Here is a 21,296-nt window from a genome sequence, read left to right on the forward strand (position 1 = left end):
CATCCATGGATGCTGAGTCGATGTGGAGTGCTGCTGACGCGGCACGCCACATCGCTCTGCCCCGGGAAAGCGACGACAAGTACTCCCGCGGTGTACTCGGCCTGATCACAGGATCGGCCCAGTACCCGGGCGCCGCCGTGTTGGGGGTCGAGGCCGCCGCGCGTACAGGTGTCGGCATGATTCGCTACCTCGGAGCGCAGCGTGCTCAAGACCTTATTCTGCAGCGACGACCCGAAGCCGTGATGGCCGATGGCAGGGTGCAAGCGTGGCTCATCGGTTCGGGCATGGATCATGCCGCGAGAGAGCCAGATGCCGAACGCCACATCACTGCTGCGCTCGGCCAGAACGTGCCGCTTGTGCTCGACGGGGGAGCCCTCGACGTGGTGCACCGGGTCACCACGCCCACCGTGGTCACGCCGCACTACCGTGAACTGGGCCGGTTGCTCGACGAACCCACGGAGTCAATCGCGGCAACCCCGCGCGACTGGGCGGAATCCGCCGCCACCCAACTCGGCTGCACCGTGCTGCTGAAGGGGCACACGACGTACGTGTCCGACGGCACGACGACGGCCGCGATTGCAGCTGCTCCCGCATGGTTGGCTACCGCCGGCGCCGGAGACGCGCTTGGCGGCATTCTGGGGGCCCTCGTAGCCACTCATAGCCCTGCGGTGCTGGCAAACCCCGCACTACTCGTGGGGCTCGCTGCCACAGCCTCCTATGTGCACGGGCGTGCGGCAGCTCTCGCGAGCGACGGCGGCCCACTCACCATTCTTGATCTGTGCAGCAACGTCTCTCAGGTCGTCGCTGAACTTGCCGCGGCCTGCACGGACGCGGTCGCGACTGACACCCGACCGCGGTGCTGACCCGTCATGCCGTCAGCGCCATTGGGCTCTGGCTGCTGTTTATCGCGGCTCACCTCTGGCTCGGGCTGCTCAATCTCCACGGGCCCGGTAATCCGTTCGGTGACGTCACCATCGTTTACGCGGGGTGGGCGCAGCAGGCGTACGCCGCGGGCATTGTTGTGGGCGTGGACATCCCGTGGGTATATCCGCTGCTGGCCATTGTGCCGATCTTGGCATCGGTGAGCTTTGGCATTGAACTCATCGGAGCGACCTGGCTGACGCTCGTCATGCTGCTCAATCTCGTGGCGCTCGGCTTTCTCACCCGCTGGGGCCGCTCGCGTTCGGGTGTGATCACCGGATGGTGGTGGCTGGCCTTCCTCGTGGCCCTCGGCCCGATCGCGCTCGGCCGCATCGATGCCGTCACCGTCGCCATCGCCATGGTCGGAGTACGCCTCGTGACGAATCACCCTCGCGTTGCCGGAGTAGTTCTTGCCTGTGCCACGTGGGTGAAAGTGTGGCCCGCAGCGCTGATTCTGGCTGCGTTCATTGCCCTGCGTGAGCGTTGGGCCATCGCAATCGCAGCAGCGGGAACCACAGCGACCGTCGTCGTCTTCGCCCTGCTGGCCGGGTCGGGCGGCAACGTATTCAGTTTCGTGACCGAGCAAACGGGCCGAGGCATCCAAATCGAATCCCCGGTGGCGGGCATCTGGCTCTGGCAGATCGTAGCGAAAGTGCCAGATTCGTTTGTGTACTACGACTCGAGCATCCTGACCTTCCAAGTCGCCGGCCCGGGAGTGGATGCCGTGGCTGCCATCATGACGCCGTTGCTGGCTCTGGTGGTGCTCGCGATTGCCGCGCTCGGAATCCGCGCTGCCCGCACCACAGCGCGCCACGGAGGCAGCGCGCTGCCGGTGCTCGCGCCCCTGAGCCTCGCCCTCGTCCTTGCCCTCATCGTCGTAAACAAAGTCGGCTCACCGCAGTTCGTGTCGTGGTTGGCGGTGCCTGTTGTGCTTGGACTTCTCAGTTCCACAATGCACTCCAGCTCCAGCTCCAGCTCACCTGTGAGCGAGGGCATTCGTGCCCACACGAGCTTTCGGATGCCGGCAACGCTGAGCATCGCCATCGCCGTGCTCACGCAGCTCGTGTATCCGTTCTTCTATGACCGCTTGCTCTTCGCCGATCCGCTTCTGGTGGCGATCGTGAGCGCACGCAATCTGCTCGTGGTGACCCTGATGGTGTGGGCGATCGTCGAGCTCGTGAGGCTTGGTCGCCCGGCTTTCAGGCTTCCTCACGCCACCCCATCCACTGAAAGCCCTATGGCAAAGGAGTCAGCATGATCGTCGCATTCTCAATCGCACCCAGTGGTGGTTCGGATGGAACCGATTCGGTTCACGATGCGGTCGCCGCAGCCGTCAAGGTCGTCCGCGACTCGGGGCTGCCCAATCAGACCGATTCGATGTTCACGACCATCGAGGGAGACTGGGATGAAGTGTTCGCAGTCGTCAAGGCCGCGACCGAAGCAGTCGGCCAGTTTGGGTCGCGCGTTTCGCTCGTACTGAAGGCCGACATCCGCCCCGGTCGTACTGGTGAAATGACCGGAAAGGTCGAGCGCCTCAAGCAAGCGATCATTCGCGCCGAGAGCTAACAACCAGCGCACTGCTGCCGCACAACACAATCGCCCTGACCCACACGAGTGGGGTCAGGGCGATTGGTGTTAAGCGTGGTGCGACCGGATGCAGCCTATGAAAGGCGCAGCCTACAAAGGGTGTGGCTTAGAGGTGGTGCATCGTGTCGGTCTCGATCAGGATGCCGTCTTCAAGAGCGCGCTTACGCAGTGCAACCTTGGTGCCAACATCGAAACCCGCGACGCGGTACTTCTCGCGAATGCGCTTGAGGTAGCTCTTGGCGGTCTCTTCAGAGATGCTGAGCTGGTACGCCACCGACTTGACCGGCTCGCCGCCGCCGTAGAGCGCCATGACGCGACGCTCTTGAGCGCTGAGCTTGGGAGCGCCACCGATCTCATCGGCGTTGATGGCCAAGTCGAGCTCAGCGGAGATGAACGACTCGCCCTTCGACGCTGCGCGGATCGCTTCAACGATCATGTCGGCGTCTTCGCTCTTGACGAGGTACCCGAGCGCGCCAGCAGCTAGGGCTTCGCGCACCACGTTCGGCTCAGAGTAGGTGCTCATGAGGACGACGCGAACGTTCATCGACTTGAGGGTGTTGATCTTGAGCGAGACGGGGATGTTGTCTTTGAGGTCGAGGTCGAGCAATACGACGTCGACGGGGAACTCAGGGTGAATGGTGAGTTCGGGCCAGGTGGGAACGGCAACGACCATGTCGATGTCTTCCGCAGCTTTGCGGATCCACTCGGTGAGCGCACCGAGCAGCATTCGGTGGTCGTCAACGAGTGCGAGCCGGATGCGCTTTGTTGGTTCAGTCACGGTGAATTCCTCTAGTAGATCGTCTTATCTTACGAATTTATTGGTCTGCTGGGTTATCGACAAGGCATTCGATGTCGAGACGCACGCTCGAGTTCTCGATGGAGTCGGTGTAGGTTCCGACCTTTGCGACTGCCTCCCACGTTGAAGCATCCACTCGGTTTCGTGCAACTCCGCTCGACGTGATCGAAATGCCGACCGCCACTTTGTCTTCGAAGCTGGGCGCCAGAACGGTAGTTGATGGCGCGATTGTGATGTGGACGGAGTTTTTGGCTCCGCGCTTCGTGGTGTCGGTGACAAACAGCCAGGCGGTGGAGAGCAGGCCGTCTCGCTGTACTGGGTCAAGAAGGCCAGCAAGGCTGCCCTTGTCAGTGAGCGTGACTGATTTGCCGAGCAGGTCGGACTCGGTGATGGCGTGGTACAGCCAGGTTTCGCGACGCCCCTCGATGAGGTGCAGTCGCAATTCCGTAGCAAGCGACGCCGCTGTGGATGCGATTTTGGGTTCGAGCGGCAGCTTGGTGGTGCCATTCGCTACGGAGTCGAGCAGCTTTTCGGCGGCAAGGTCGAGACGAGCCAGTTCTTCGGATGCCATCATGCCGACCGCAAAGCGAGGTGCGGTGAGCGTGCTCTGCACCAGCACTCGGTCGAGTTCCACTTGCACGAGTTGCCGGAAGTTCGTGATGAGCGAGAGGCCGATCACGGTGGGTAATACAGCGAAGGCGACCGTGGTCACTTGGGGTGCCAGGTTGTCGGTCGTCAGTGGCACGTTGATCAGGATGACCGCGGTCAGGCCAACGCCGACGACAGAGACCGCGACGATGAGCTCAGTGGTGGGGCGCACTGTGAGAACGAGCAGCAACGCCATTCCTGCAGCGACTGCCGCCGTGGCGTAGCCGCCGATGTCGTGGAGCTCCCAGACCGCGTAAATGTCGAGAGCCATCACGGCGGCAAGACCGACGACGAACAAGTAGAAGATCCACTGCGGGAGCTGTCCGCTCGTGAGCTGAACGATTGTGATGGTCGCCGCAATGAGCAGAACGAGGAGACCCCAGGCCACCGCCGCAATGATTGGGTTGGGATAGATGTCCCATTGGATGACGAGCCAGACGAGCCCGTAGATGGCACGGAGGCTGACGAGAATAGCGGCGCCGACGCCGACGAAACCGGTGCCGAGGCTGGTGAGTCGGGGACTGTCATCCCGAGCAAGGCGACGGACTGTGGCGCTCTTGGAGTGGCGACCCTTCTCGCCGACGATAACGCCGAGAGTGTTCTCTTCGGGGGGAGCGTAGGTCATCGGGGAACCTCCAGCACCACGGTCGTGCCTGAGCCAGGGGTCGAGAACAAGCGGGCCTGACCGCCGACCTCTTTGAGACGAGCAACAACCGACTCTTTGAAACCGAGGCTCGCTGAATCGACGTCGTCGAGAATGAAGCCAACGCCAGAGTCAGTGATCATTGCCCGAACGGTTTTTTCGTCTTCGGTAATGGTGACGTGCGCTTCGGTGACTCCCGAGTGGCGACGAACGTTCTCGAGGCACTCAGCGAGCGCGAGCAAGAAAGCGTCGAGAACATCGCTGGGCAGGAGTACCTGACCGGTGCCGTGCCAGCTGACTTCGAGCCCCATGCGTCCGAAGCGTTGCTTGACCGATTCCAACGTCGTTCCGAGAACGGTTTCGCTAACGGGGGCGCTGAGGTTGTAATCACCGGAGGCCTGCGGCGTGGGGGTTGCCCCTAGACGCAATTGGCGTAGCAGGCGAGCGTCATCCCCGGCTTGCTGGCGCATTGCCTCCGCGGAGACGCCGACCCCGGAGTGGGCGAGCAGCGTGAGCGTCGCCAAGACCGTGTCGTGCAGCAGGCGGGCACCCTGGCGGCGCTGAGCTTCCGTCTCGCTTGCTTGTCGTTCAGCACGGTGTGCGCGCCCGATGCTCGCGATGCGGCGAACGGCCTGCGGAACACCGGAGCTGATCCAGAATCCGATGAGCGCCGCGAGAATCCAGCCGAAAACCAGAAGAGCCAGCGTGCGCACGGGAGTCTGGAACGGCTCCATCGAGATGACAGTGACGCTCGACACAGTGACGAAACTCACGAGCAAAACTATGCGGCGGATGAGAGTGGTCGTCAGTACGATCGCGAGGCAGGCGAGCGACGCCGACGACAGTTGCGCGACAGCGGAGAGGCCGGCCGGGGTGGGGCCACCGGGAGTGCCAGCGACGAGCAGAATTACGATGCTGCCCGCAATGAACGAGGGAATGACCCAGCCGAGGGAGCGGCTGTTCCCCATCTGAAATTGCACTACAGCCATGACCGCATACAACGGGAGACAGAGGAACAGGGTGACCGTCGCGACGGCTCCGGGGATGCTCAAGCAGATGACCGATACGGTCAGAAAGCTGAGGCTCGCTACGCGCGCAGTGCGCTGCAGTAGGCGATCCCGTTCTTTAGCGATGAGGTCCATTTGGGGCAATGTTTGCACATTTCGTCCCTCTATCGGGGGTGACGCACCGCCTTTCGCATGAGGTAACGCCATTTTTGACTAACACGCGCGCCTTCGGGCGATTCTCAGCAGGGTTACACGGCAAGCAGGCGCGTGAGTTGTTCGCTCATGAGTTCGGATTCAATGAGGAAGCCATCGTGGCCGAACGGCGAGTGGATGACGTGCGGAACGTTGCCATCGAGGTTGCCGGGCAGGTGCTCGGCAATAATCTCTTGACCGGAGACCGGGAATAACCGGTCACTGTCGATGCCGAGTACGAGCGCGGGCATGGTCGCGCGCGCAAGTGCCTGCTGCACCGTTCCGCGACCGCGCGCCACGTCGTGCGAGCTCATGGCTTCGACAAGGGTGATGTAGCTGTTCGCATCAAAGCGGCGGGCGAACTTGTTGCCGTGAAAATCGAGGTAACTCTCTACCGCGTAGCGGCCGCCCTTGCCCCACGGGCTCACTTCGCTCTGCCACGTGCGCTCAAAACGGTCATTGAGCTCATCGGAGGAGCGGTAATTGATGAGGGCCAATCGGCGGGCGAGGGCTAAACCGCGGTGGGGACCATCGCCATCCGCTGCGTCGTAGTAGGCGCCGTCGGCAAAGGCGGGGTCGGTGCGAATCGACTCGACCTGCACCGAGTTGTGGGCGATCTGGTCGGCCGTCGATACGGGCGGTGCGGCCAGAATCGCGACCTTGGCGACACGCTCCGGATGCCCGACGGCCCACTCGAGGGCGTGCATGCCGCCCATCGAGCCACCGATCACGGCCGCCCAGCAGTCGATGCCGAGCGCATCGCTGAGCGCGACCTGCGCCGCGACTTGATCGCGGATGGTGACAAAGGGAAAGCGGGCGCCAAATTCAGCACCGTCGGGGGCGTGGGATGCCGGACCGGTGCTGCCTTGGCAGCCTCCCAAGATATTGGGGGCGACGACGAACCAGCGGTTGGTGTCGATGGCCTTGCCTGGCCCGACGAGATCGTTCCACCATCCGCCCGTGGCGTGACCAGCACCGGGAGCTCCGATGATGTGGCTGTCGCCGGTCAGCGCGTGAGCGACGAGGATCGCGTTCGAGGCGTCATCGTTGAGCGTGCCGTGCGTTTCGTACGCAATGCGAGCCGAGGGCAGCTTTCCGCTGAACTCGAGCGGGAGGTCGGTGACCGTAACGAACTGGCGCTCGCCCGTGGGATCTCCTTCTCGCCAGGCACCCGTCGCCGGGGGCTTGCCGAGGAGCGAACGCACGTTTGCGTCAGTGATGAATGCCGAAGGAACAGTGTCTTCAGGTGTCTGCCAGTCCATGTCTCTCCCAGTATCGCGAACGAACCTGTACGGCACGAAATTATTACGCCGGTGCGGGAGAGCTATTCCGATGAACGACAAGCGATTCCGGTGAAGGGTGAGCGCGGATGCCGGATGTCGGATGCCGGATGCCGACCAATTCCTTAACGCAGCGATGGCGGTGACCCCCGTGAGGAGTCACCGCCATCGTAAGCAGTCGCCGAGGTCGGTTGCGACCTAGGCGCTCGCGCGGAGCTCTTCCGTCTTCGCGCGGGCGGCAGCGAAGCCAGCCTGGAGGTCAGCCTTGATGTCCTCGATGTTCTCGAGGCCCACCGAGAGGCGAACGAGCCCAGGGGTGACTCCAGCGGTCAACTGCTGCTCGGGGGAGAGCTGCGAGTGAGTGGTGGATGCCGGGTGAATGATGAGGCTGCGCACGTCACCGATGTTGGCAACGTGACTGAACAGCGAGACACCGTTCACGAAGGAGCGACCAGCGTCGACGCCACCCTTGAGCTCGAAGGAGAGAACTCCACCGACACCCTTGGGCGCGTACTTGTTGGCGCTGGAGTACCAGGGGCTCGAGGGGAGACCGGCGTAGTAGACGGTGTCGACATCCTCGTGAGCGTCGAGCCACTCAGCGATTGCTTGAGCGTTCTGAACGTGACGTTCAATGCGCAGGCTGAGGGTTTCGATGCCCTGAATGAGCGAGAACGCGCTATCGGGGGAGATGGCGGCACCGAGGTCACGCAGCAGCTGCACGCGCGCCTTGATGATGTAGGCAATGCCGTCGCCGAGTACTCCCGTGTAGCTCGCACCGTGGTACGAGGGGTCGGGCTCGGTGAGGCCGGGGAACTTGTCGACGTTCTTTGACCACTCGAATTTGCCGCCATCTACAATGACGCCACCCAGAACGGTGCCGTGACCGCCCAGGAACTTCGTGGCCGAGTGCACCACGATGTCGGCACCGTGCTCGAGCGGGCGGATGAGGTACGGGGTGGCGATGGTGTTGTCGACGATCAGCGGAACTCCGCTGGCGTGAGCAACGTTGGCCACGAGCTCGATGTCGAGAACGTTGATGCGTGGGTTACCGATTGTCTCGGCGAACAGGAGCTTGGTGTTGGGGCGCACGGCGGCGGCCCACTCTGCAGCGTCATCCTGGTTCTCAACGAAGGTGGTTTCGATGCCGAGCTTCGCGAGCGTGTACTTGAAGAGGTTGTAGGTTCCGCCATAGACCGACGACGACGACACGATGTGGTCGCCCGCCTGAGCAATGTTGAGAACAGCAAACGTGGTGGCCGACTGGCCAGACGCGAGCAACAGTGCTGCGGTTCCGCCTTCTAGGGCGGCAACGCGCTGCTCGACGACATCCTGAGTGGGGTTCTGGATGCGGGTGTAGATGTTGCCGAATTCGGCGAGCGCGAAGAGGTTCTTGGCGTGATCCGCGTCGTTGAACACGTACGCGGTCGTCTTGTAGATCGGAGTGGCCCGCGAGTTGGTCGTGGGGTCAGGCTGCGCGCCCGAGTGGATCTGCTTGGTTTCAAAGTTCCAGTCGCTCACGGCGGCCTCCTCGTATCTCTGGGTGGGTCGGGACATCCGCCACACTGTGAGCCTAAGGAGCCCCTGTGGGGCGGTCAATCACTCGTGAAATATGTCGTAACTCAATGTTTTTGGGTAGACAGATCGGTCTCTTTGGGTAGGGGAACAAAGACCCAGTTGGGTTTTGGCTCGATAAGAGGGCGGAAGATCTTCTTCACGATCGGCATCGAAAGAACGAGGGCGATACCGATGGAGCCGAGGATCATGCTCACGAGCCACATGGCCGAGGCCCGCTCATCCAGCAGCAGTCCGCTCTCGCGCAGCGGGTAAAGAACGAAGCTGTGCAGCAGGTAGACGTACATGGTGGCTTGGCCGGCATCCGTGACCCAAGTGTGGCGGCGGGGCACGAGAGCGAAGAAGGCGGCGCTGAGAATGACGGCGAGCACGATGAGGCCCAGCCGCACTCCACCCGCCCACCACTGGTCTTCGCCGAGCCCGTGATAGGAGGCGTCATAGAAGAACCAGAAGCGCAGATCGATGGTGCGCCAGAGCTCGATGTTGCCGAGAATGACCGCCATGAAGCCCGCGAAGACCGTGACCGCGAGCGCTCGCAGTAGTACGACGAGGCGCTCTGCGACGTTCCAGCGATCCATGAGGCCCCATTCGCGCAGTTTCCAGCCGAGCACGAAGAAGGGGAGGATGCCGATGGCGCGAGAGAGCGAGAACGTGCTGTCGACGTTGTCGAGATACCCGACACCGATCGACGCGATCACCGCCCAAAGCAGCGGCCAGCGCACTTGGGAGAGGTACGGCAAGATGAGGCGGAAAATGCCGAGCGCAAGCAAGAACCAGAGAGTCCAGCTCGGAGTAGAGGGGTTGAGGTCTGTTTTGCCTTCAACCAAGAACTTCACGAGAGTCCAGATGGTCTCCATGATGAAGTACGGCACGATGATGTCGGTGATGACCCGGCGCATCTGAAGCGCGGTCGGCGCGCCGGGCTTCGAGAAATAGCCGCTGATGATCGCGAACGCGGGCATGTGGAATGCGTAGATGAAGAGATACAGCGCGAGAGCGTAATTGGAGTCATACGTCATCCGCTGAATGCCGTGGCCGATCACGACCAGAGTGACCGCAAGAAAGCGTGCGTTATCCCAGTGCGGCATGCGCACCTTGGCGGTGCGAGCAGGCTGGGGCGTAGTGAGAGAAGCTCCGGTCATTCGTCGAAGTGTAATACCGCTACTTTGGAAGAATGGGGAATCGGCGAGTAGTAGTTACAGGAGCAAGTTCAGGCATCGGCGAAGCGACCGCGCGACGGTTCGCGAAACATGGCTGGCAGGTGGTGGCTGTAGCGCGTCGCGCTGATCGACTTGCCGCTCTCGCCGCCGACACCGGCATCGAAACCTTCGTTGCCGATGTGACGAAACAGGATGACGTCGAAGCGCTCGCCGCTTTCTTGCGTGAGCTCGGCCCCATCCACGCTCTCATCAACAACGCGGGTGGTGCGCTCGGCGTCGCTAGCGTAGAAGAGAGCGATGCGGATGACTGGCTGCGGATGTTCGACGTGAACGTTGTCGGCACCAAGCGCGTCACGAGCGCCCTGCTGCCGCTGCTGCGCGAAGCGATCGTGGAGGGTGACACAGCGAGCATCCTCATGGTCACCTCCATTGCGGCTTCCGTGCCGTATGAGGGTGGTAGCGGCTACAACGCCGCCAAGTTTGCTCAGCACGCGCTCACGGCTGTGCTTCGCCTTGAGCTTGCAGGGGAGCCGATCCGGGTGATCGAGGTTGCGCCCGGCATGGTGAAGACCGAAGAATTCGCTCTCGTTCGATTTGGCGGTGATGCGGCCAAGGCCGACACTGTTTATGAAAACGTGCCCGACCCGCTCGTCGCCGAGGACATCGCGGAGACGATTGTGCACGCGATCGAGTTGCCGCCCTTCGTGAACCTTGACCTCGTGACGGTGAAGCCCGTTGCCCAGGCCGCACCGCACAAGATGATCAGAGGCGAACTCAAGCCGCGCTAGTCGGCGACGGTAGCTTCGTTGCTCGCTTCGCTGCTAACTTCGTCGCTCGTTTCGGTTGGTTGGAGTTCCTCGAAGTCGTCAACGACATCCGCAAACGCGAGCTTCGGTACCAAGAACAACAGCACGGCTGCGACGAGAGCGCCAGCACCGCAGATCGTGAACACCGTCAGGTAGCCGAACAGGCTTGATGCCGTTTCGGTGACCGCGGAAGCAGCTCCGGCGAGTAGAACGATGGCGAAGATTGCCGAGGCGAACGAGCCACCGATCGTCTTCGTGGTGTTGGTCAGCGCCGTGGCGATGCCGGTCTGGCCGCGCGGGGCAGCAGCCGCGGCTGCGGCGGGGAGCGCGCCAACGAGGGCACCCGAGCCAAGGCCCGCGATGCTCATGTTGAGGAAGACGCTTAACACCGTGGTGTGGAACGGTAAGAACATCAGGTAGCCAGCGGCAACGAAGAAGGCGGCCACGATGAGTGCCACGCGGGGGCTCTTCCACTTCGACAGAATCGGGAAGAGAAGCGCTCCGACGATCATCGAGACAAGGTAGGCACCGATGATGTACGAAATCTCATCGGATTCCATGCCGAGGCCGTACCCGTTGATGGGGTCGGTGCCGGCGAAAGTCGCGAGCGGTGCCTGGGCGCCGAGCAAGCTGATGCCGACGAGGCCCGCCGTGAGTTGGATGGGCCACATGCTCGGGTCGCGCAACATCCGAAGATCGATCGCAGGGTCTTTCTGGCGCAGCTCGTAACGGCCCCACGGAATGAAAGTCGCAACACCAGCGAGCATGACGAGGTAGACCCACCAGGCGCCGGGCCCGTTGATGCGCAAGAACGTCAGGCCCGAGGTGATGAGCAACAGGCCGATCGTGAGGAGCACGAAGCCCCAGAAGTCGAGGGTGCGGCCGGGCAGCGGTTTCGATTCGGGGACTCCGAACAGGATGACGAAGAAGACGATCGTCACGGCAATCGCGGGGATCATCAGAGTTTGTTGAACGTTCTCGCCGAAGGCTTTGAAAATGCGGCCGCCACCGAGGGCACCCATGATGGCGCCGGCTTCGAGAGCGACGACGAGGAATCCCGCAGCGCGGCGGGTTTGCGACGCGCCCATGCCCGTTGTGCGTCCGCGGTCAAAGATCAGCGCGACCTCCAGCGGGAGCCAGACAACGTAGAAGCCCTGCAGGGCCCACGCAATGAGAAAGCTCGTAAAGTCACCCGTGAATGCAAGCCACCAGGTGGCGCCCGCGGTCAGCACGGTCGAGATCAGCAGAATGCGCTTGTGGCCGTGCATGTCGCCGAGCTTCGCCAGAATCGGCACCACGATGGCACTCAGTAGTAGCTGGGCGGCCTCAAACCAGTTGAAGTCAGCATCGCGGATGCCCAAATGCTGCACTAGGTCGGGAATGAGGGGGATGTAGTACCCCTGCAAGATTCCGCTCACTAGCTCGACAAAGAAGAGGTAGCCGATGAGGCCCACGGTGATAGCACCGGACTTGCCGCGCAGGAATGACATGAACGGATGCTATCGGTAGACAGGGCGCGCATTAGCGTAGTGACATGGACTTGAGCTGTGTCGACCCCGGGTGGTCTCGCGCACTACACCCGTTAGGGGCACAACTGGATGCTGTTCAGGCATTTCTTGACGCCGAGACCGCCGCTGGCCGCGACTGGCTCCCCGAGCCGGATGCCGTACTGCGGGCTTTCGAAGCGCCCCTTGATGACGTGCGAGTACTCATCGTCGGCCAAGACCCGTATCCGACGCCGGGGCACGCCGTGGGGCTCGCATTCTCGGCCGACCGAGCGGTGCGACCGCTACCGCGGAGCCTCGCCAACATTTACAAGGAACTGAACGACGACCTCGGCATCCCGCCCGCTACGCACCCCGATCTGAGTGCGTGGCAGAGCCAAGGCGTGCTGTTGCTCAACAGGGTGCTGACGGTGCGAGCCGGGGAGGCAGGCTCCCATCGTCGTCACGGGTGGGAGGCGGTGACGGCTCACGCGATTCGGGCGCTCGCGGCGAGGCCGCAGCCACTTGTTGCGGTGCTGTGGGGCAAGGATGCGGCATCCGTCGCGCCACTGCTCGGGGATACGCCGGCGATTGTGAGTGCTCACCCGAGCCCGCTCTCTGCCCGCCGCGGATTCTTCGGTTCGAAACCGTTTAGTCGAGCGAACGCGGCGCTTGAGGCGCAGGGCGCTGAGCCCATCGACTGGCGAATCGACCCGTCACCAGCCGCATAAAATAAGAGTCTCGTCACCCTCGGGGCGAGACAGTTTTCACCACTTACCTTCTTTGTCACGACACCTCGGGAGCAGCGATGGCACACCACTTCAGAGACGCCATCGCAGCGGATGATGTGGCGCTCGCCGAAATCTACGGCCACTACGTGAGCACGACCGTCGTGACCTTCGACATCGTTGAGGTTACGCCCGAGATCATGACCGCCAAGCGAGTCGCCGTAGAAGAATCGGGGCTGCCGTTCATCGTTGCGGTCGACGACACCGAGCGAGTGCTCGGCTATGCCGCCATGTTCCCGTGGCGCCCCAAGGCTGCCTACAAGCACACCGTCGAAGGGTCGATCTATCTGTCTCCCGCCGCCACCGGTCAGGGCGTGGGCGGCGCTCTGCTCACCGAACTGCTTGAGCGTGGACGGCAGATCGGCATCCGCGAAGTCATTGCCGTGATCTCGGATGAGGGCACCGAGGCTTCCGTGCATCTTCACCAGAAGCTGGGCTTCGAATCCATTGGGCACCTCAAGCGTGTCGGTTTCAAGTTCGACCGCTGGGTTGGCACGTACCTGCTGCAGAAGTCGCTCGACGCGTAGCGCATCACCCACGAACCACGACGTCATGAACGCACGGATGCCCGGCCTCCCGCGAAGGGAGAGCCGGGCATCCGCAGCTCTGGGTTGGTCTAGCGACCGCAGCCTTCGGACTAGGCCGCGTTACGCGGAGTTGCTCGCCGCAGCAGTGTGAACCCGGCCACGCCGCTGATCGCGGTGAGCACGAGGCTCCAAGCTGCGACTCCGAGCACGCCGAGGTCAACGAACGTGTCGCCGACCGCAAACCACGAGTCGGTAAAGGTGGTCAGCGCGATCAGGCCGACGAGGAGTGCCCCAACGATGATGAAGAACACTGTGACGCCGGTTGCCTTCCACCGCACCCAGACAGCAGCAATCGCTGAACCGAAGAAGAGGAAGAACAGGAAAAGCACGAACTGCACGAAAATGCGTTCCGCGATGCCCGCCCCGAAGTAGACGGGCGCAAAAATGGTGACACCCATTCCCCAGCCGTCAGTCATCGTTTCGGCGGCTGAGATCAGCGTGAGTCCGGCAGTGTAGATCACGGCTAGCACCACGAAAGCTAGTGCGCTGCCGAGGTAGTAGTCGCGGCGGGTAACGCCGTAGCCGAGTGCGAACGGGAACGTAATACTGATCGCCTGGATCGCCACGACCATCATGTAGATGTAGATGAAGAAGCTCGACCCAGAGAACTGGGTGCCTTCTAGTGCGCCAGCGCGGTCGGCAGGGTCGATCGCCGAGTAGATCAGCCACCAGACGGTGAGCATGCCCACAAAAATCACGCCGAGAATGATCCACGGCAAGCCGAGGGTCGTCCACGGGTTGGCGAAGTGCAGCTTGGCCACACTCGTGATGCGCTTCAGGGGGCTTGCCGGATGGGCGAGAGCCGTTGTTGTGGTGGTCATGCGCTGGCCTCGAATTCCTTGGTCTCGGTGCGGGTGAGTTGGATAATGAGCTGCTGCAACGACACCGGTGACAGTTCCAGCCCGGCAGCGTGCGCGTCGCGGCGCTCGCTCTCGCTGAGCCCGGCAACGGTTACGGAGCTGAGCCCGCCGATGCCGTCGCGGTGCAACACTTCGCGATTGCCGATGAACGCCTCGACGGCGGTCTTCATGCCGACCACGTTGGTGGCGCGATTGCGGAGAGTTTCGGCATCCTCGTTGATGAGGAGCGTGCCTTCGTCGATCACGAGAACGTGTTCGAGCAGGTTGCTGACCTCGTCAATGAGGTGAGTGGAGAGGATCACGGTGCGCGGGTGGTTGGCGTAGTCCTCAAGAAGGCGGTCATAGAAGATTTGGCGAGCCACGGCATCCAACCCCAGGTACGGCTCGTCGAAGAAGGTGAGCGGTGCGCGTGAGGCGAGGCCCACGATGACGCCGATGGAGGAGAGCTGGCCGCGCGAGAGCTTTTTGATGCGGCGGTCGAGGGGGAGGCGGAAGTCGGCGATCAGGCGATCGGCGAAGTCTTGGTCCCAGTTGGCGAAGAACCAGGGGGCGGTCTTGAAGACATCCTTGGGGCGGAAGTCTTCGGGGTAACGCTGACTCTCTTTGATGAAGCACGTGTTCTGCAAAACCTTGGCGTTCTCGACCGGAGGTTGTCCGAACAGCGAGATGGTGCCGCTCGAGGCAAACTCTTGGCCGGTGAGCAACTGCATGAGCGTGGTCTTGCCGGCACCGTTGCGACCGAGCAGGCCGTAGATCTTGTTCTCGGCGACCGTGAAGCTCACGTCGTTGACGGCGTTTACTTTGCCGAAGTGCTTGCTGAGGTTAGTTACCTCGATGGTGGAGGTCATGAGTTATTCGCCTCCTTGGCGATCATCTGGGTGAGTTGGGCGGAGTCGATGCCGAGCTTTTCTGCCTCGGCCAAGAGGGGGCGAACGTACTCGCTGCTGAAGCTGTCGCGGCGAGCACCTTTGAGTTGTTCTTGAGCGCCGGTGGCGACGAACATTCCGATTCCTCGTTTCTTGTAGAGAATTCCGGCATCGACGAGCACGTTCACGCCTTTGAGGGCGGTCGCGGGGTTGATGCGGTAGAAGGCTGCGAACTCGTTGATCGAGGGAGCCTGGCCTTCTTCGGGCAGTGCGCCGGAGATGATGTCGTTCTCAATGTTCTCGGCGACCTGCGCGAAGATGGGGCGAGAGTCATCCATGTGAGCCTCCTTTCTGAGTGCGGGTGGTGATCTAGCGGTGCTGCAGTGCTGCGGCGCCTAGTTGGTTAGTTGGTGATGTAACTAACCAACCAGCATGGCGGGTCGTTGTCAACCCCCTTAGGCTGAATCCGTGTCAGAACTTCATCGCCTCACCGCCCTAGAGCAGCTCCATCTCTTGCGATCGGGCGAGCTGAAGCCCAGCGAACTCGTGGAGTGCTACCTCGATCGCATCGAACGGTTGAACCCTGAGCTGGGCGCCTTTACGGTCGTGACTCCGGATGCTGCGCGCCAGCGTGCTGCAGAGCTGGAGGCCTCTGGCTCCCGCGCCGCCGCCCTCTGGGGCCTGCCCTCGGGTGAAAAAGACTTGTGGGCCCGCGCCGGAGTGCGCACCGCGTATGGGTCGCGCGCCTTTGCCGACTTCGTGCCCGAGGTGTCGGATGAGATTGCCGACGTCCTCGATAACGCCGGCGCGATCAGCCTCGGCAAAACAGCGACTCCCGAATTCGGCCTGCCCGCCTACACCGAACCGCTTTCGGATGCCCCGGCCGTGAACCCCTGGGACGTTTCCTTGGGTTCCGGCGGCAGCAGCGGGGGAGCGGCCGTCGCCGTTTCTGCGGGGCTCTTGCCTTTCGCGCCGGGCTCGGACGGTGGTGGCTCGATTCGCATCCCCGCCGCGGCGACCGGACTCGTCGGCCTCAAGCCTTCGCGCGGTCGCGTGCCCGCGGGCAGCGGCTTCGGTAGTCTCGGCCAGCTTCCGGTGACCGGGCCCATCGCTCGCACGGTGGCGGATGCTGCCTTGCTTCTCGACGGCATCGCCGGCCCCTCGCCGTTCTCGGTCGGCCCGCCCACGTGGGACGGCGGCGCCTTCCTCAACGCCGCGATCCGCGGTGAGGGCACCTTCAACATCGGCGTCATGACAACCTCGCCATGGGACGACACTTACGAGATCAGCGTCTCGCCGGAAGCTCAGGATGCTCTCACTCGCGCCCGCACTGCACTCGACCAGCTCGGCCACGGCAGCGAAGACTTCGCGCTCGACCCCTCACCCGAATACGCCGAAGCCTTCACGGTGCTGTGGCAAGCGGGAGCCGCCGGAATCCCGCTCGATGGTGAGCAACTCGAGCTCGTGGAACCCCTCACGAAATGGCTCATCGAAAGCGGGCGTCGGATGAGCGCGCGCGACGTGGGCGTCGCCATCGCGACCCTGTCTCGGTTCGAGCGCAGCGTCATCCGCCAGTTCTCGACCTACGACGCCGTGATGACGCCGGCGATGGCCATGACGCCACGCCCGCTCGGCTGGTTTCATGCCGAGGATGCCTTCGAGAACTTTGCCAAGCAAGTGCAATACACACCGTGGACGAGCTTCGTCAACGTCTCGGGCTTGCCCGCGATCAGTCTCCCCGTGCACGAAACCGCGGAAGGTCTGCCGATGGGCGTGCAGCTCATTGGCCGCCCCGGTCGCGAGGACGTGTTGCTCGCGATTGGTGCGCAGCTCGAGCGCCGCTTCCAATGGGGCTCGCGGCATCCGGCGGCGTTTGGGGCTTAGCGCTACTGGTTCGCTTTCCAGCTCTCGTCTTGGTCGGGGGCGAAATGCACGCCCAGCGACTTCGCTAGTGCTCGCATCTGTTTCGAGAGAGTGCGCCACTCCTTCTCGGTGATCTCGCCGATTTCGAACCCGACTCCGCGCACTGCGCCGTCGGCAACGAAGACGGTCGCACCTGCCACTGAGCCGAGGGCAAGATCAGCGTGCCCGGCAGAAAGCCACACGGCGGGATCGGTGATAGTGCCGCCGCCACCCAAGCTCGCATCCATCTCTAGGAGAGTGTGATGCAAGAACGCAGAGTCCAACGGTTGACCGGCGGCAAGATCGTCGGGGTCATAGTGGCGGGGCGCGACCATGAACTCGTCCTCTTCCAGTTGTGCTAAAGCTGGCGTCGACTTTTCCGGAGCGACCCTGGGCTCCGACACAAACTCCGGCGGGTTGCGCAGCGAATCGAAGTCGCTTAGAGGGCGCCCGGCCAACGGAGCTAGGATTGAGGGTCCGCGAGGGTCATCACCTGCCAGGGCGATCCACTCTGCAAACTGTGTCGAAAACCAGTTCATAAACTTAGCGAGGTCGACCCGCTCCGGTCGAAGCACCCCATCTGCTGCCCAGCCTTGGAGATTGTGCAGGCCGGGCGCCAACCCTGATTGCGACTCAGCTCGGTAGACCAGATCGTTGTAGTAGTGGTGATCTGTGCCCGCCCAGCGGTACAGGTCGATACGGGTTGCGGGATCAAGTCGCTGCAAAACGCTGAAGATATAGCTTTGCCACGCTTGGGCCACATAAGCTGTGCGTCGATATTGCAGGTCGGGCGCGAATCCGAACCCGATGGAGTAATCTGTTCGCCACTCCTCTGGAATCATCTCGACTGCTGCGGACTTGGTGAATGTTTGAGTCCAGTTCCACAGCGTTTCCACGCTTGCTAAAGACGCATCCATCTCGTCAATAGGCCCGCCGCTCGCGGCCATCCAATGCGCTAGCTCGGTGAGCCGAAACTCTAATGTCGCTTCAGCGCGCGCCAAGTGGCGGTTGGCTTGCTCGCGACTGAGGTCACGAGGTTCGATGAGGATCACTGAGTGTCCGATCGTTCAGGCCGGTCATGGTCTACCCCCGAAGGCTGTCGCTTTTTCTTGGTCACGAAGATAGCTGCCCGAACGCTCGCCGCGGCCAAGAAGCTGGCTGGCACTCCGAGCCACCACGCAGTACCGAGATCCTTTTCGACCACGACATAGTCAGGGTCGGTGGATGGCGCCTCGGCGTAGAACGAGCACTCAAGCGCGAGCGGCAGAACTGTAACCCGCGATTTGGTCTGCACGACATATTCCGAGGCGCTCAAACTCGCGGGAACATAATCAGCGCAGGACGACTGGCTGTTTCTCTCCGCCAAGCTCGCATACGCAGAGAGCGAGCCAATCCAGAGGAGTCCCAGTACTGCCAAAGAGATCGTAACTGAGCGCAGGACCTGTGGGCGTTGATTCGGCACAGCGTCACGTGGGCGGATTAGCGAAGAGTGCACTTCAGCTGCGCGACCACGATCGTGGCAGGTAAGCCCACACAATCTGCGCAGCGATCAGAACCACGATCAGAAGTGCGCTGGCGGCCATTAGCCAGATCGACCAGTACCAGATTGTGGACATCCATTCAGTCAGTGTTTTGCTCCAGTCGTGTCCTTGCGTGCGCGCGACCGAAGTGAATCCGAGGATGCCGAGATAGAGCGCAAGACTGATCCCCAAGCCCCAAAATGCGCCGATTGTTGCTCGCTTCATGGAGCCAGCGTACGTTCCGAACCTCCTATGAACAAGATGAATTCTCACAAACACGTGTAGCAGCGCGACGGAACTGAAGCCGGAGTATGCGACTTTCATTACCCCAGGACGTCCAGATAGGCCGCCGACGTTCGCTGCTTGGAGTCCGCCGAGAGGGCTTCGTCATTTAGGTAAGGCATGCCTATACTGGGATCAATGTTTCCCGAACTCTTCACCCCGCAGATCGCCTGGAATCCCCAGTCGGCTGACCGCGTGCTGCTCGCGGGAGACGAAACCTCGATTGACGCCATCTCGATGATTCTTGCGACATTACCGGCCCGTTCACGCGGCCAAGTGTTCATCGAGGTTGACTCAGCTGACGACATCCAGCCGCTATCGGCTCCCGGCCGTTTCAGCGTGTGCTGGCTTCTGCGCGAACGCGGCCAAAGTGTTGCCCGTTCGGTCGACGCGTGGCTCAGTGAAATGCTGCCGGTGAGCGCATTCGGCGAAAGCACCGTTTACGCGTGGGTTGCCCATCAGGGCCCCGCACGCCTGCTCAGCTCCAACTAGCTCGCGCCCAGCATCCGCCTGCTAATTCTTCGGGCTGCCTTTCGGCGCACGCGATGATTTCGCGCGCACATAGCCACCCAACTCCAGCCCCGCCTCCACCTCAAAGCGGTTCGTCAGCGGGTTCTGTCCCGCCAACAGATACAGCGGGATGAACCACAACCCGTACCTGCGCCACTGCTCGCGGTGCACAGCCTCATGCGCGAGCACGTTATCGCTCGCGTTGTCGCAGGTCAGATACACGGCGCCAATCGTGGTGCCGCCACGACCAAAGGCCCAGCGAGGCACGTGCTCGGCAACGATAACGCCGCCCTGAGAACGCACCCGCAGTCCGCTCAGCACGCCGCCCCACAGCAGCCCGGATGCCGTAGCAAACCAGTAGCCGGGTCGCGTAACGACGGGGTGCAGCAGCACTCGCCGAGCACGCGGACTGTGTTCGGCGCGCGCGAGAGCGTGCCCGAGCCGCGTGCCCAGCGTTAGTGCTCGGCTCACGGTCGCCCGATCGTTTCGAGCAGTCGCAGCCAGACTTCACTGATCGTGGGGTACGAGGGAACCGCGTGCCACAGGCGCGCTATGGGAACCTCGCCCACGATGGCGATGGTGGCCGAGTGCAGCAACTCCGCGACATCCTGACCCACAAAAGTAGCGCCGATAATGACTTGACGTTCGCGATCAATCACGAGTCGCGCCTGGCCCTCGTAGCCGTCGGCCTGCAGGCTCGCGCCGGCAACCCAGCCGATGTTGTAGTCGACCACCTGAGCGTCAATTCCCTGCTTCTCGGCGTCGTGAGACATGACGCCCACCGAGGCGACTTCGGGATCGCTGAACGTGACTTGCGGCACAGCGCCGTGGTCGGCGGTCGCAACGTGTGCACCCCAGGGGGCGTCATCCACGGTTTCGCCCTTAGCGCGGGCAGCAATCACGTCACCGGCAGCACGCGCTTGGTACTTGCCCTGATGGGTGAGCAGCGCGCGGTGGTTGACATCGCCGACGGCGTACAGCCAGTCGGTGTCGGGCACGAGCATGGTGTCATCCACCCGGATCCAGTCGCCCGGAGTGAGGCCGACGGTTTCGAGCCCAATGTCGTTCGTGCGAGCGGCACGACCGGTAGCAATCAAAATTTCGGATGCCGTGAAGCTGCCTTCCGGAGTCTCAATCACGACGCCGTCAGCGGTGCGTTCCACGCTCGTGGGGGAGGCCGCAACGATCGTGACGCCGCGCTCCTTGAGCGCCTTCTCCACCAACTCGCCGGCGAAGTCTTCTTGACCGTTGAGGAGTCCGCTGCGGGCAAACAGAGTCACCTCGGCACCGAGGTCGAGGTAGGCAGTTGCCATCTCGACGCCCACAACGCCGCCGCCGATGATGGCGAATGATTCGGGAACAACTTTCACCGAGGTCGCTTCACGCGGCGTCCACGGCTTCGCGTCGATCAATCCGGGAATATTGGGAAGCTTCGGGTCGGAACCCGTGCTCACGACAACAGCGTGGTTGGCGGTGAGAGTGGTGACGGTTCCATCGTCGGCCGTGACCTCGACGGTCTTGGGGCCGGCGAGCCGAGCGTGACCGCGCTCAAGCCCGATGCCCGCCTTCTTCACCCACTTCACTTGACCCGCGTCATTCCAGTTGCTCGTAAAGCTGTTGCGGCGCGCGAGCAGAGCCTCGACGTTGATGCCACCTGTGACGGCTTCGGCAGCACCGGGAAGCTTCTCGACCGCCCGCAAAGCGAGACCGCTGCGGATAAGAGCCTTCGATGGCATGCACGCCCAGTACGAGCACTCACCACCCACGAGTTCGCTCTCTACCAGCACCACGCTCAGCCCGCCCTGAACAGCGCGGTCTGCCACGTTCTCACCGACCGCTCCGGCTCCGATGACAATGACGTCCCAGTTGTTCTCGGTCATGAGTG

The 21,296-nt window shown here is 62.5% G+C and carries 23 protein-coding genes; 8 read left to right on the forward strand and 15 right to left on the reverse strand.

What is annotated here, in order from left to right; translation table 11 throughout:
- The first annotated feature begins 5 nt into the window (after nt 1–5).
- From ACWTV1_RS10875 to ACWTV1_RS10885, 3 genes are read left to right on the forward strand one after another with little or no spacing between them, the layout of a single operon-like run.
- A complete protein-coding gene (locus ACWTV1_RS10875; protein WP_498505344.1) occupies nt 6–863 on the forward strand; it encodes an ADP-dependent NAD(P)H-hydrate dehydratase in 858 nt (285 codons plus the stop codon).
- Nucleotides 857–2,179, forward strand: coding sequence for a glycosyltransferase 87 family protein (locus ACWTV1_RS10880; RefSeq protein WP_498505345.1), 1,323 nt, complete (start codon nt 857–859; stop codon nt 2,177–2,179). Before ACWTV1_RS10875 ends, ACWTV1_RS10880 begins: the two co-directional genes overlap by 7 nt.
- Nucleotides 2,176–2,487 carry a thiamine-binding protein gene (locus ACWTV1_RS10885; protein ID WP_498505346.1) on the forward strand — a complete coding sequence of 104 codons (312 nt, stop codon included), beginning with the start codon at nt 2,176–2,178 and terminating at the stop codon, nt 2,485–2,487. The genes ACWTV1_RS10880 and ACWTV1_RS10885 overlap by 4 nt, the downstream gene beginning before the upstream one ends.
- 127 nt (nt 2,488–2,614) lie before the next feature.
- Here the strand turns inward: ACWTV1_RS10885 and ACWTV1_RS10890 are convergent, their stop codons facing one another.
- The 6 genes from ACWTV1_RS10890 to ACWTV1_RS10915 form a co-directional block, all read right to left on the reverse strand.
- Nucleotides 2,615–3,286, reverse strand: coding sequence for a response regulator transcription factor (locus tag ACWTV1_RS10890; RefSeq protein WP_100389926.1), 672 nt, complete (start codon nt 3,284–3,286; stop codon nt 2,615–2,617).
- Nucleotides 3,287–3,323: 37 nt separating this feature from the next.
- Nucleotides 3,324–4,577, reverse strand: a complete 1,254-nt coding sequence (locus tag ACWTV1_RS10895) for a hypothetical protein (protein WP_498505347.1) — start codon at nt 4,575–4,577, stop codon at nt 3,324–3,326.
- The gene (locus ACWTV1_RS10900) at nt 4,574–5,737 is read right to left on the reverse strand and encodes a sensor histidine kinase (RefSeq protein WP_498505348.1); all 1,164 of its coding nucleotides are present in this window, start codon (nt 5,735–5,737) and stop codon (nt 4,574–4,576) included. The genes ACWTV1_RS10895 and ACWTV1_RS10900 overlap by 4 nt, the downstream gene beginning before the upstream one ends.
- A 113-nt stretch (nt 5,738–5,850) precedes the next feature.
- The gene (gene metX / locus ACWTV1_RS10905) at nt 5,851–7,056 is read right to left on the reverse strand and encodes a homoserine O-acetyltransferase MetX (protein ID WP_498505349.1); all 1,206 of its coding nucleotides are present in this window, start codon (nt 7,054–7,056) and stop codon (nt 5,851–5,853) included.
- Between the two features lie 216 nt (nt 7,057–7,272).
- Complete coding sequence (locus ACWTV1_RS10910) at nt 7,273–8,628, reverse strand: bifunctional o-acetylhomoserine/o-acetylserine sulfhydrylase (protein WP_100389930.1); 1,356 nt, start codon at nt 8,626–8,628, stop codon at nt 7,273–7,275.
- A 65-nt stretch (nt 8,629–8,693) separates the two neighbouring features.
- Nucleotides 8,694–9,788: an acyltransferase family protein gene (locus ACWTV1_RS10915; RefSeq protein WP_498505350.1), complete on the reverse strand. Its 1,095-nt coding sequence runs from the start codon at nt 9,786–9,788 to the stop codon at nt 8,694–8,696.
- Between the two features lie 32 nt (nt 9,789–9,820).
- On the opposite strand from ACWTV1_RS10915, the gene ACWTV1_RS10920 reads away from it, so the two are divergent.
- Nucleotides 9,821–10,594: an SDR family oxidoreductase gene (locus tag ACWTV1_RS10920; protein WP_498505351.1), complete on the forward strand. Its 774-nt coding sequence runs from the start codon at nt 9,821–9,823 to the stop codon at nt 10,592–10,594.
- Here the strand turns inward: ACWTV1_RS10920 and ACWTV1_RS10925 are convergent.
- Nucleotides 10,591–12,102 (reverse strand): MFS transporter, encoded by a 1,512-nt coding sequence (locus tag ACWTV1_RS10925; protein WP_498505352.1) that lies wholly within the window; start codon nt 12,100–12,102, stop codon nt 10,591–10,593. The genes ACWTV1_RS10920 and ACWTV1_RS10925 overlap by 4 nt on opposite strands.
- Nucleotides 12,103–12,146: 44 nt before the next feature.
- Here ACWTV1_RS10925 and ACWTV1_RS10930 point away from each other — a divergent pair, with 44 nt between their 5' ends.
- Together ACWTV1_RS10930 and ACWTV1_RS10935 are read left to right on the forward strand one after the other, a co-directional pair.
- On the forward strand, nt 12,147–12,827 hold the full coding sequence (locus ACWTV1_RS10930; protein WP_498505353.1) for a uracil-DNA glycosylase: 681 nt from the start codon (nt 12,147–12,149) through the stop codon (nt 12,825–12,827).
- Between the two features lie 77 nt (nt 12,828–12,904).
- Nucleotides 12,905–13,411, forward strand: a complete 507-nt coding sequence (locus tag ACWTV1_RS10935) for a GNAT family N-acetyltransferase (protein WP_498505354.1) — start codon at nt 12,905–12,907, stop codon at nt 13,409–13,411.
- Nucleotides 13,412–13,521: 110 nt separating this feature from the next.
- Here the strand turns inward: ACWTV1_RS10935 and ACWTV1_RS10940 are convergent, their stop codons facing one another.
- Genes ACWTV1_RS10940 through ACWTV1_RS10950 form a run of 3 tightly spaced genes read right to left on the reverse strand, consistent with a single transcriptional unit; the run spans nt 13,522 to nt 15,535 of the window.
- Nucleotides 13,522–14,292: an ABC transporter permease gene (locus ACWTV1_RS10940; protein ID WP_498505355.1), complete on the reverse strand. Its 771-nt coding sequence runs from the start codon at nt 14,290–14,292 to the stop codon at nt 13,522–13,524.
- Entirely contained in the window at nt 14,289–15,179 is an 891-nt protein-coding gene (locus tag ACWTV1_RS10945) for an ABC transporter ATP-binding protein (RefSeq protein WP_498505356.1), read from the reverse strand. Before ACWTV1_RS10945 ends, ACWTV1_RS10940 begins: the two co-directional genes overlap by 4 nt.
- Entirely contained in the window at nt 15,176–15,535 is a 360-nt protein-coding gene (locus tag ACWTV1_RS10950; protein ID WP_197126406.1) for a GntR family transcriptional regulator, read from the reverse strand. Before ACWTV1_RS10950 ends, ACWTV1_RS10945 begins: the two co-directional genes overlap by 4 nt.
- 130 nt (nt 15,536–15,665) lie before the next feature.
- Between ACWTV1_RS10950 and ACWTV1_RS10955 the strand changes: the two genes are divergently transcribed.
- Nucleotides 15,666–17,081, forward strand: a complete 1,416-nt coding sequence (locus ACWTV1_RS10955; RefSeq protein ID WP_498505357.1) for an amidase — start codon at nt 15,666–15,668, stop codon at nt 17,079–17,081.
- A 2-nt stretch (nt 17,082–17,083) separates the two neighbouring features.
- On the opposite strand, the gene ACWTV1_RS10960 is transcribed toward ACWTV1_RS10955, so the two are convergent.
- From ACWTV1_RS10960 to ACWTV1_RS10970, 3 genes are all read right to left on the reverse strand, one after another.
- Nucleotides 17,084–18,151 carry a hypothetical protein gene (locus ACWTV1_RS10960; RefSeq protein WP_498505358.1) on the reverse strand — a complete coding sequence of 356 codons (1,068 nt, stop codon included), beginning with the start codon at nt 18,149–18,151 and terminating at the stop codon, nt 17,084–17,086.
- Entirely contained in the window at nt 18,148–18,393 is a 246-nt protein-coding gene (locus ACWTV1_RS10965) for a hypothetical protein (RefSeq protein ID WP_498505359.1), read from the reverse strand. Before ACWTV1_RS10965 ends, ACWTV1_RS10960 begins: the two co-directional genes overlap by 4 nt.
- 202 nt (nt 18,394–18,595) lie before the next feature.
- A complete protein-coding gene (locus tag ACWTV1_RS10970) occupies nt 18,596–18,844 on the reverse strand; it encodes a hypothetical protein (RefSeq protein ID WP_498505360.1) in 249 nt (82 codons plus the stop codon).
- A gap of 195 nt (nt 18,845–19,039) precedes the next feature.
- Here ACWTV1_RS10970 and ACWTV1_RS10975 point away from each other — a divergent pair, with 195 nt between their 5' ends.
- The gene (locus ACWTV1_RS10975; RefSeq protein WP_010205043.1) at nt 19,040–19,393 is read left to right on the forward strand and encodes a siderophore-interacting protein; all 354 of its coding nucleotides are present in this window, start codon (nt 19,040–19,042) and stop codon (nt 19,391–19,393) included.
- Between the two features lie 21 nt (nt 19,394–19,414).
- On the opposite strand, the gene ACWTV1_RS10980 is transcribed toward ACWTV1_RS10975, so the two are convergent.
- Complete coding sequence (locus tag ACWTV1_RS10980; RefSeq protein WP_498505361.1) at nt 19,415–19,882, reverse strand: hypothetical protein; 468 nt, start codon at nt 19,880–19,882, stop codon at nt 19,415–19,417.
- Complete coding sequence (locus tag ACWTV1_RS10985; RefSeq protein ID WP_498505362.1) at nt 19,879–21,291, reverse strand: dihydrolipoyl dehydrogenase family protein; 1,413 nt, start codon at nt 21,289–21,291, stop codon at nt 19,879–19,881. Before ACWTV1_RS10985 ends, ACWTV1_RS10980 begins: the two co-directional genes overlap by 4 nt.
- Nucleotides 21,292–21,296 lie beyond the last annotated feature (5 nt).

This window comes from Salinibacterium sp. VpJ6, assembly GCF_059767345.1.

Bases quoted from the DNA above. Each gene is read 5' to 3' on its own strand.
- ACWTV1_RS10940 (WP_498505355.1), bottom strand. From the start codon at position 14,292: ATGACCACCACAACAACGGCTCTCGCCCATCCGGCAAGCCCCCTGAAG.
- ACWTV1_RS10915 (WP_498505350.1), bottom strand. From the start codon at position 9,788: ATGACCGGAGCTTCTCTCACTACGCCCCAGCCTGCTCGCACCGCCAAG.
- metX (WP_498505349.1), bottom strand. From the start codon at position 7,056: ATGGACTGGCAGACACCTGAAGACACTGTTCCTTCGGCATTCATCACT.
- ACWTV1_RS10985 (WP_498505362.1), bottom strand. From the start codon at position 21,291: ATGACCGAGAACAACTGGGACGTCATTGTCATCGGAGCCGGAGCGGTC.
- ACWTV1_RS10910 (WP_100389930.1), bottom strand. From the start codon at position 8,628: ATGTCCCGACCCACCCAGAGATACGAGGAGGCCGCCGTGAGCGACTGG.
- ACWTV1_RS10925 (WP_498505352.1), bottom strand. From the start codon at position 12,102: ATGTCATTCCTGCGCGGCAAGTCCGGTGCTATCACCGTGGGCCTCATC.
- ACWTV1_RS10950 (WP_197126406.1), bottom strand. From the start codon at position 15,535: ATGGATGACTCTCGCCCCATCTTCGCGCAGGTCGCCGAGAACATTGAG.
- ACWTV1_RS10900 (WP_498505348.1), bottom strand. From the start codon at position 5,737: ATGGACCTCATCGCTAAAGAACGGGATCGCCTACTGCAGCGCACTGCG.
- ACWTV1_RS10930 (WP_498505353.1), top strand. From the start codon at position 12,147: ATGGACTTGAGCTGTGTCGACCCCGGGTGGTCTCGCGCACTACACCCG.
- ACWTV1_RS10920 (WP_498505351.1), top strand. From the start codon at position 9,821: ATGGGGAATCGGCGAGTAGTAGTTACAGGAGCAAGTTCAGGCATCGGC.
- ACWTV1_RS10935 (WP_498505354.1), top strand. From the start codon at position 12,905: ATGGCACACCACTTCAGAGACGCCATCGCAGCGGATGATGTGGCGCTC.
- ACWTV1_RS10895 (WP_498505347.1), bottom strand. From the start codon at position 4,577: ATGACCTACGCTCCCCCCGAAGAGAACACTCTCGGCGTTATCGTCGGC.
- ACWTV1_RS10875 (WP_498505344.1), top strand. From the start codon at position 6: ATGGATGCTGAGTCGATGTGGAGTGCTGCTGACGCGGCACGCCACATC.
- ACWTV1_RS10970 (WP_498505360.1), bottom strand. From the start codon at position 18,844: ATGAAGCGAGCAACAATCGGCGCATTTTGGGGCTTGGGGATCAGTCTT.
- ACWTV1_RS10975 (WP_010205043.1), top strand. From the start codon at position 19,040: ATGTTTCCCGAACTCTTCACCCCGCAGATCGCCTGGAATCCCCAGTCG.
- ACWTV1_RS10945 (WP_498505356.1), bottom strand. From the start codon at position 15,179: ATGACCTCCACCATCGAGGTAACTAACCTCAGCAAGCACTTCGGCAAA.
- ACWTV1_RS10885 (WP_498505346.1), top strand. From the start codon at position 2,176: ATGATCGTCGCATTCTCAATCGCACCCAGTGGTGGTTCGGATGGAACC.